This is a genomic window from Vibrio genomosp. F10 str. 9ZD137 (assembly GCF_049974785.1).
Classification (GTDB): Bacteria; Pseudomonadota; Gammaproteobacteria; order Enterobacterales; family Vibrionaceae; genus Vibrio.
Map to the genome: position 1 here is coordinate 1 of NZ_JBNGCJ010000552.1, position 8,668 is coordinate 8,668.

8 protein-coding genes are annotated in these 8,668 nt (G+C 42.1%); 3 read left to right on the plus strand and 5 right to left on the minus strand.

Going from position 1 to position 8,668, the window contains the following annotated elements; genetic code table 11:
* Positions 1-104: 104 nt before the first annotated feature.
* Complete coding sequence (locus ACP45E_RS13505; protein WP_038126684.1) at positions 105-959, plus strand: ion transporter; 855 nt, start codon at positions 105-107, stop codon at positions 957-959.
* 67 nt (positions 960-1,026) lie between these two features.
* Here the strand turns inward: ACP45E_RS13505 and asd are convergent, their stop codons facing one another.
* The 4 genes from asd to yejK all read right to left on the minus strand — a co-directional run bounded on the left by asd (position 1,027) and on the right by yejK (position 6,129).
* Positions 1,027-2,145: an aspartate-semialdehyde dehydrogenase gene (gene asd / locus ACP45E_RS13510; RefSeq protein WP_017039112.1), complete on the minus strand. Its 1,119-nt coding sequence runs from the start codon at positions 2,143-2,145 to the stop codon at positions 1,027-1,029.
* Positions 2,146-2,351: 206 nt separating this feature from the next.
* Positions 2,352-3,533 carry a hypothetical protein gene (locus ACP45E_RS13515; protein ID WP_017039113.1) on the minus strand — a complete coding sequence of 394 codons (1,182 nt, stop codon included), beginning with the start codon at positions 3,531-3,533 and terminating at the stop codon, positions 2,352-2,354.
* A gap of 106 nt (positions 3,534-3,639) precedes the next feature.
* Entirely contained in the window at positions 3,640-5,025 is a 1,386-nt protein-coding gene (locus ACP45E_RS13520) for an Hpt domain-containing protein (protein ID WP_017039114.1), read from the minus strand.
* A 105-nt stretch (positions 5,026-5,130) separates the two neighbouring features.
* Complete coding sequence (gene yejK / locus ACP45E_RS13525) at positions 5,131-6,129, minus strand: nucleoid-associated protein YejK (RefSeq protein WP_017036260.1); 999 nt, start codon at positions 6,127-6,129, stop codon at positions 5,131-5,133.
* Positions 6,130-6,214: 85 nt separating this feature from the next.
* Between yejK and ACP45E_RS13530 the strand changes: the two genes are divergently transcribed.
* Together ACP45E_RS13530 and ACP45E_RS13535 are read left to right on the plus strand one after the other, a co-directional pair.
* Complete coding sequence (locus ACP45E_RS13530; protein WP_017036261.1) at positions 6,215-6,439, plus strand: YejL family protein; 225 nt, start codon at positions 6,215-6,217, stop codon at positions 6,437-6,439.
* Positions 6,440-6,463: 24 nt separating this feature from the next.
* On the plus strand, positions 6,464-8,260 hold the full coding sequence (locus tag ACP45E_RS13535; RefSeq protein ID WP_026026794.1) for a DUF3413 domain-containing protein: 1,797 nt from the start codon (positions 6,464-6,466) through the stop codon (positions 8,258-8,260).
* A 109-nt stretch (positions 8,261-8,369) separates the two neighbouring features.
* On the opposite strand, the gene ACP45E_RS13540 is transcribed toward ACP45E_RS13535, so the two are convergent.
* On the minus strand, positions 8,370-8,668 hold a 299-nt coding region (locus ACP45E_RS13540; protein ID WP_206743905.1), incomplete at its 5' end, for a hypothetical protein.

Consider the following 8,668-nt stretch of genomic DNA (forward strand, 5'->3'; position numbering starts at 1 on the left):
CCGCGAAAGATCAACACGCCCTAGCGACGGCTGACTCGTTAACCACTCGATTACTTTTTGATCTCACGTTATTATGGTGCTGTTCATTCACTAACAGCACTATTATGACTTTAACTGATCATTCATTGAAACATCATCTCTACATCATCATTTTTGGTACCCATACTAAAGCAGGTCGTATATTTGATATCGGGCTGATCATCGCCATATTTTTATCCCTATCCGTCCTAGTGGCCGACTCAGTCTACTCTACTGATGCAGAATGGCATTTTGCTCTAAAAATACTTGAGTATTTTTTTACCGGCCTATTTACCATTGAATATCTACTCAGGCTTTATTGCTCTCCAAAGCCGACCGCCTACGCCCGAAGTTTTTACGGTGTGATCGACTTATTAGCTATACTTCCAACGTATCTTGCCTTACTCATCCCAGGCGCTTCCTTCATGGGAGTGATTCGTTTATTGAGGGTCATGAGAATCTTTCGAATTCTTAAACTGGTGCGCTACCTTCAAGACTCACACATCCTACTTCGATCTCTTTATATGTCCCGAAGAAAGATCCTTATCTTTTTCAGTATGGTCGCCATTCTAGTGACTATTTTTGGCTCACTGCTTTACGTGATTGAAGGGCCTGAAAATGGTTTTTCTAGTATTCCGATGAGCATCTATTGGGCTATCGTGACCATCACGACGGTAGGATATGGCGATATTTCGCCAGTAACACCTCTTGGCCGATCGGTCGCTTCTCTTGTCATGCTGCTTGGTTATTCAATTCTAGCGGTACCCACCGGAATCATTACGGCAGAGTTGAATCAAGAGATGAATGCACACCGAAATCTGGTTAAGTGCCCTAACTGTATGAAGACAGGACATGAAAGCGATGCTCTTCATTGCAAGTTTTGTGGCGCAGAATTAGCCGATCCAGATATGCGCATTGTTCCTAGCGATCCCGCAGGATAAAGCACGAGGCCTTCTGAATTAACAAAAAAAAAGCGCCAACAGGCGCTTTTCTCCAATACAACAGTGATTACGATTTTTCTGCAAGTAAAATACGTAATGTTCTACGCAAAGGCTCTGCGGCACCCCAAAGTAGTTGGTCACCAACCGTAAACGCATTCAAGAAATCATCACCCATCGACATTTTACGCAAACGCCCTACTGGCACTGATAGTGTTCCAGTGACTTTTGCTGGCGTTAGCTCTTGCGCAGTAATATCACGATCATTTGGAATCACTTTAACCCAGTCATTATGAGTCGAGATCATCTCTTCAATTTCATCTAGCGGAATGTTTTGCTTCAACTTAATCGTAAGCGCTTGGGCATGACAACGCATAGCACCAATACGAACACAAGTACCATCAATTGGCACTGGGGCATCTTGAAAACCTAAAATCTTGTTCGCTTCAACTTCGGCCTTCCACTCTTCTTTGCTTTGGCCATTTTCACGCTTCACATCAATCCAAGGAATCAATGATCCAGCAAGAGGAACACCAAACTGATCCGTTGGGAACGAACCAGAACGTAGCGTGTCCGCCACTTTTTTATCTATATCTAAAATGGAACTCGCTGGATTAGCCAGCTCTGAGCTAACCGAATCATTCACAACCCCCATCTGCGAGATAAGCTCGCGCATATTCTTCGCACCTGCTCCTGATGCCGCTTGATAGGTCATTGCACTCATCCACTCAACATGGCCTTTCTCGTATAGACCACCTAAAGCCATGAGCATCAAGCTTACGGTACAGTTACCACCCACAAAGGTGTTGGTTCCAGAATGGATTCCTTGCTGGATCTGAGCCAAGTTGACCGGATCAAGAGTAATAATGGAGTCTTGAGCCATTCTCAACGTAGAGGCTGCATCAATCCAGTACCCTTTCCATCCTGCCTGGCGTAAAGCTGGGTATACTTTCTCGGTATAGCTGCCACCCTGACAAGTGATCACTGCATCTAATTGTTTCAAGCTTTCGATGTCAAACGCATCTTGCAGCATACCTGCTGGGTTGCTACCTAAAGCAGGCGCTGGAATACCAACTTGAGAAGTACTATAAAAAACAGGTTCTATTAGGTCGAAATCTTTTTCTTCTACCATACGTTGCATAAGCACGGAACCAACCATACCACGCCAACCAACTAAACCGACTCTCATCACAAAAACGCTCCATGTATTAAAAAATGTATTTATCCATCTATAAGTTTTTCGACAAAAAATCTCAAGCGATAATTACTAAATAATGCCATTTATGGTCACTTTTTCTAGAAAACGCCAAGAGATTCTAGAAAAAGCGGAGAGAAAGGCCAAAAGGGTCGAGATGATTCGATTTTTCAAGGCGCAGTCTGAAGTCGTCTAATCGGCTAGGACTTATTTGCGGCGCGCTTCCCTAAGAAATAACCTAACCCTAACGGAGCAAAGAAAATAGCGCCGAGAAAGAGGACAAAATACAGTATGAGGCTTTTCACCAACTCCATCATTTTGTCGACCGCCAAAATGACGATATCTTGAGAAACTTTGTCTATGTCTTGGGTAAACTTTTCCCGTTCTGAGGAAACGATAACCGCAATGGCTTTCCTTTCTTTTTCAATCATCTTGATTAATTCAACGCGCTCATTTTCCACCATTGCTTCTAGCGCTTTGCGTTCGCCGCCTAGCTGCACAAGCCTAGCATTGGTTTTATTGTCAATGTCATTAACGAGCGGCTGTAATGTGACGGCCATTTGTTCAGCTAAGACCTTCATATATTCCGGATTATTTTCTACAAAGTCTTGGAAAGAACGGGATGTGGCTTGAACACTTTGCAACGTTTCCGATATTTCTTGTCCGCTGATATTGCTGTTTAGTGCCATGAGTTGGGCTTTCCAAGTCATCACTTTTGGCGTCTGCTCCGCTACCAAGCTTAACTTATCAGAGACATCGCCTAACGCTTCAGGCATGGTTCCCATTGTCGACTTCACGTCACCTTGATTGATTTGGTTGATAGTCAGCCACTGTCGATAAGCTGGCGTTCTGCTAAGCGAAATATCACTGAACGGATGATCTAATGAGAATTGTTGAACAAAGGATCTCATTGATTGATAAACACTCTTTTTAAGAAGAGACTTGGCACGCTGATCCATGTCCTCAGCGAGCAGCTTGGAGACGGATGTCGCTTGTTCAAGCTGGAATAGTTCCGTACTGTTCCCTTGCTCAAAATAAGCGGCCATTTGATAGCTAAACACCCAGCTATCGATTAATGCTGCAGTAGGGCTACCCTGATACGCCGCACTCTGCATTCCTTCAGTCGCGTTAATTTTCCATAACAACAAGTAAGATTGGTGAATAGCATCATCGGCCGGATAGTTATCAGAAATAGTGTCGGCTGTTTGCTCTACCTGTGAGAAAAAAGTCTGCGCATACTCTCGTGTTAACAAACGCATATTGAGTTCTTGCTGAGTCAATGGCGTTGTTTGTGTATCAATTTTCACCTCAAGCAAAGAGCATCCACTCAAACTAAGAGCAACACAACATAACAACCACTGACTCAGGCGACGGCAATACATAGCTTTATATCCAAATAAAAAAACGGCGAGGATTATTAACCTGTAAAGTCATAAAACTGTCAAGAATTGGCGCCACTGATCGTATTAATAGTCTTATTGATGAAAGTTAACAATGCTGGCTTAGATAATCCCTTGCACTCCCGACCGCAAACGATAAAACCGTCGCTAAGCGCTCTAGTTTCTCATCGCTCACATGAGTACCGTGCTTGAGATCCGATTCAACCTCGGTGGCAATCTCTTTTAGCTCTAGAGCACCAAGATTACCTGCAACGCCTTTTAAGCTATGTGCAATTCGCATGGCATGTTCGATATCAGTATTTTGCGTCTCTCTTATCTCTTCTGCATTGGTTTCATGATCCTGAATAAACACATCTAAGAGTAACAAGACGGACTCATTGTCACCGTTTAAAGAGTGCAACATATGATCGATACTTACTTTTTCAGAAGCAGTTGATTTTTCATTACTATCGATACTTTGATTGGGTTGATGTTTTGTAGAAGAATCCTGATGATGACTCGTGGACTCTTGCTGTACTGACGACGAATTAGAATCCACATGATCAGATTGTAAAGGTTTACTCATCACGTCACCTTTTTCATCGTGTTGTGTCGCTACTGTTTTTTGTTTTGTTACTACAGAAGCGGCCACTTGCTCCAGTTCCTCTGTCGCTAAATCCTCTGTCTTTGCTTTCTCTTTAACCGCCGGATTAAGTGATGGATTTGGCTGCTTCATTGAGAGAAAAAACAAACTGAATATCGCCAATGCACTCGTGGCAATTGAAATCATAAAGTACCCAGTCATTTGCTCATCATATTGACGCTTTAATTCTGACTGGACGAGGTTGACCGGGTGATTGACCAGTTTTTCAACCAAATAACTTCCTTTGGCATAAACACTTAAAACAGAAGATGTTTGAGCTAAAGCTTGCTGAAGTTTCTCCCCCTCGTCAGGCGACATCGTCTGAGACTGGACAAACAAATAATCCAAAGAACGATAAATTTCAGGGCTTGTCGAAGCGCTGCTAAACATGGCTTCGAATATATGGCTACTCAGCTGAAAATATACCGTCTGCATAGAGGAATTGTCTTGATAAGACTCTCTGATTTTTTTAAGTTGCTCAACCAATTCAATGACCTGTTCATCGATGTTATTAAACTGTCGCGTTAATTCAATAAAACGCTTGGTCGTGAATACTAATTGACTCGTGTCGAGTTGAAAGAAACGATTCTTATCGTTAGTTTCTAACTGTAAGATTAACGAGTAAAGCAATTGAACTTTGAGAGAGGTGTCGTCCACATGAGCCATTCGATACTGCGCATCAAAATGGAGCGTATTGCGAAGCGCTTCTAGACTGTTTCCAAGCTCTGTAATACTCGCTTGATTGTCTGAATTCGCCCGGACAAGGCTCATTGTCGTAATAATGACTAGGAACCAAAGACAAACAATGGCCAGCAGTTGCTTTTTCTTGGTTTTCATCGCTTCCGTCGACATAGAGGTAACCTATTATTTTCCATAATGTAATACACTGTCTTTATAGAGTATGTCACCATGGCAAATAAATAAAAAAAAGAGAGAACAAAAGCTCTCTCTATGTCACTAATTTCGCGTTAATTGGTCGCGTAAATTAGGCGGCGTTCCTTTTATCGTTAACGTATCCGTCTCTGGATCATAAAAAATACGTTCACCAAGCAACAAACTATCAAAACTCACATTCAATCCACCACCCGCACCGACGTACTTAGTCAACTTGCGCATTGTTGAACGGTCAGCTGGAAAACTGTCTTCTAATTCGTAGCCTTGCTCTTTGGTGTAATCAAGAAAGCTTGTTCCTTCCTGGCTTTGAGGAAGCTCACCAGACAATTCACGAACTTGAACTTCTGCACCCGATTTGATCGTTTCGTTGCAATAATCGTAGACTTGCTTTTTATAATTTGTCGCGTCTTCTTTTTCTAACTTGGAGTCACTGCAGAAATCTTGGACTGCTTGCATCAATACTTGGTTTTGTTGTTTTGTATCCAATCCTACTTCCGCCTGAAGGAAGTCTAGGAAAAAGTCTGCCACCTTACGGCCAACCCGACCTTTTATGTACGCTAAATATCGGTTTGACTCTTTGTCTGTCTCATAACTCGATAAATCGATTCGAGCAACGATATCCATTTTATTGATATCGAGATAGTCTGTCGCACTGATCTCTAATCCTTCCGTTACTTTAAGGCTTTGAATTGAAGGAAGTAATGCAACGAATAAATAGTCTGTCGCCAGTGATTGGTATTCGGCAATAACCAGGATACCTTCATCAGCGAATGGGTACTTAGAGAGTTCTTGTTTCAGTCGGTTTGCACTAAGTTGTGAGAAATCATAAAAATTCTTCTCACCTTGGCGAAGTTCTTGCAACCACATTTGAAATTCGCTGTCTGACTTAAAAGAACCAAAGCCTTTGCCGGCTTTAGCGTTAAAGACACGATGTAACTCAGCCACAAGGTGCTCTGTAGAGCCATCGTTTTCTAATGAATGAGAACGAAAATTAACGATGAGTTCATCCTGATCGTTTTTCGATAATTGGTGTAAAATGACGTTTGATAATTGAAGGCTCATAATGAAAATATCGGCGTTCTAGGTTTCAGTTGATAGGCATTGTAGGTTATCATAAGCCGCTTTTACTATCATCTATAGAGTCTTTATGCCGATTACATCTAAATACAGTGACGATCAAGTTGAAATTATCCTAGCGGAAGTGGCCGCTATTTTGGATAAACATGGTGCAACACCAGAACTTTCATTGATGATCGCTGGAAACATTGCAACCAATGTTTTAAATCAGAACGTTGCTGCTTCACAACGCAAAGCAATTGCTGAAAAATTTGCTCAAGCGTTGATTTCTTCACTAGAAGAGCAAACACATTAATTATAACGGGCTGCAAAACGACTAATGGTAGATAGCGGAAATACATATAGCGAACGAGTTTCTCGTTTAGTGGGTTGGGGGCATTGGTTTGCTTTCTTCAATATCATTGCAGCAATGTTAGTTGGTACCCGCTACATTACACAATCTCCTTGGCCAGAAACCTTGCTGGGACAGTTTTATCTCGCTTCTTCTTGGGTCGGGCATTTCGGCTTTCTGGTGTTTGCGTTGTACTTGCTCGTTTTGTTCCCGTTAACATTTATCATTCCGTCCCGTAAACTATTTCGACTTTTTTCGGTGTGTTTCGCCACTATGGGTTTGACGGTTCTTTTAATCGATACTCAAGCCTACCAAACCCTCAATTTACACTTAACGCCACTCGTGTGGGAGCTTCTTTTTAATGAGGGAAGCAGTGAACATGCCCAAGGGCTGCAACACCTTTTCATTGTTTTGCCGCTCATTTTTCTACTTCAATTAGGCTTATCTGAATGGGTATGGCGTAAACAACGTAAACTTTCTCATAAGCATGTAGGGCGACCGATTACAGCGGTATTTTTTCTATGTTTTATTGCCAGCCATCTCACTTATGTTTGGTCTGACGCTTACTTCTACAACCCAGTAACCAGCCAGAAATCAAATTTCCCGTTGTCTTACCCAATGACGGCAAAATCGTTCATGGAAAAACATGGATTATTAGACAAAGATGACTATCTAAAACGTCTTGCAGAAAGCGAAGGCAGTGGTGATCTAGTCCGTTACCCGTACGATAAACTGCGCTTTGATCGACGTGGAAACAATCTGAATATATTAATAGTGAGTATTAACGGCCTTAGAGCAGACTCGCTGAACAATAACGTGATGCCATTCACGTCACAATATGCAGAAAACGCACTTAATTTTACCAATCACTACAGTTCGAGTAATAACATGTACGGCATGTTTGGCTTACTTTATGGATTACCGAGTAGCTACGCGGCAAGCATCAAGTCTCAAGCCAGCTTGCCCGTTTTGATTGACACACTGACAGACAAAAAATACAACTTCGGTTTATTCAGCGGCGACAATTTTGATGATGATCTTTACGCAGAAACACTGTTTCGTGGAATGCCCTTCACTGGTATGGCATTTGATAGCGCTAGCACTGCCGATAGCCAAACTATTGAAGCATGGAGTGACTGGGCCAGTAAATCAAAAAGCCCATGGTTTAGCTTTATCGAACTAACAACGATTGAAAACTTCTCTTTGGAAGAAGTCAATTCGGGTACCGCCAAAGAAGTGTTTTCTCAGAATTATCAAGCATCAGTAAAACAAGCGGATCAGGAGCTTGGCACCTTGTTCAATAAGCTTGATGAATTGCAATTGGCTAAAAATACTGTCGTGATCATCACTTCTAATCACGGTACAGAACTTAATGAGACCAACACCAACACCTGGGGCGCGAGCACCAACTTTAGTCGTTATCAATTACAAGTCCCTATGGTGATTCAATGGCCAGGTAAGTTGCCTGCAACCTACAATCATCGTTCGAGTCATTTAGATGTATCGGTGACATTGTTACAAGACTTACTCGGTGTATCATCTAATCCAAGTGACTACAGCAGTGGCCGCAATATTTTTGATGAACGTCGACGAAAGTGGATTCTAGCCGGCGATTCGAGAGAACTGGCTTTGATCACATCGAATCAGACGACTGTTATTGATAAGTTTGGCAATTTCAAACTTTATGACGAAGAGTATAAAAGGTTGAAAGATCAAAGCCCTACACTGCCTATATTGATGCAAGGTTTGACCGAGTTACAGCGCTTTTATGCTCGGGAAAATTAGACTCAACATCCTCTATTTACGATGTAATTAAGATCGCTTAGGAATGACAACCGGAGTATCGCAACCTCAAAAGTTACGTATACTCTGGCTCTTTCTCTTTTTCTTTCTCTTACTCGCAGACAGCTAATGGCTTTGATTTGACTCCATTCCTTTTTTCCATATTCCTTATTCCTGAGCCCCAAAGACTTAACACCCTGTAACCAGAGTCCCCAAACCTAAGAGGCTCAGCCACCATTTTCTTACCATCACCTTCAAAATTTAATGAAATAATGCCTATAATCCACCCAATCAAAAATAAAATAGACATAAGTGTATAAAAAGAAAGCAAACGATGTAGGTGCCTATTTACAACCTGCTGAGCACCCTTTATCATACGCCCCAACAACGGAGAGATGGCTGAGTGGTCGA

Excerpts from the sequence above, each read along its gene's own strand:
- ACP45E_RS13505 (WP_038126684.1), top strand. The coding sequence starts at position 105 with ATGACTTTAACTGATCATTCATTGAAACATCATCTCTACATCATCATT.
- asd (WP_017039112.1), bottom strand. The coding sequence starts at position 2,145 with ATGAGAGTCGGTTTAGTTGGTTGGCGTGGTATGGTTGGTTCCGTGCTT.
- ACP45E_RS13515 (WP_017039113.1), bottom strand. The coding sequence starts at position 3,533 with ATGTATTGCCGTCGCCTGAGTCAGTGGTTGTTATGTTGTGTTGCTCTT.
- ACP45E_RS13520 (WP_017039114.1), bottom strand. The coding sequence starts at position 5,025 with ATGTCGACGGAAGCGATGAAAACCAAGAAAAAGCAACTGCTGGCCATT.
- yejK (WP_017036260.1), bottom strand. The coding sequence starts at position 6,129 with ATGAGCCTTCAATTATCAAACGTCATTTTACACCAATTATCGAAAAAC.
- ACP45E_RS13530 (WP_017036261.1), top strand. The coding sequence starts at position 6,215 with ATGCCGATTACATCTAAATACAGTGACGATCAAGTTGAAATTATCCTA.
- ACP45E_RS13535 (WP_026026794.1), top strand. The coding sequence starts at position 6,464 with ATGGTAGATAGCGGAAATACATATAGCGAACGAGTTTCTCGTTTAGTG.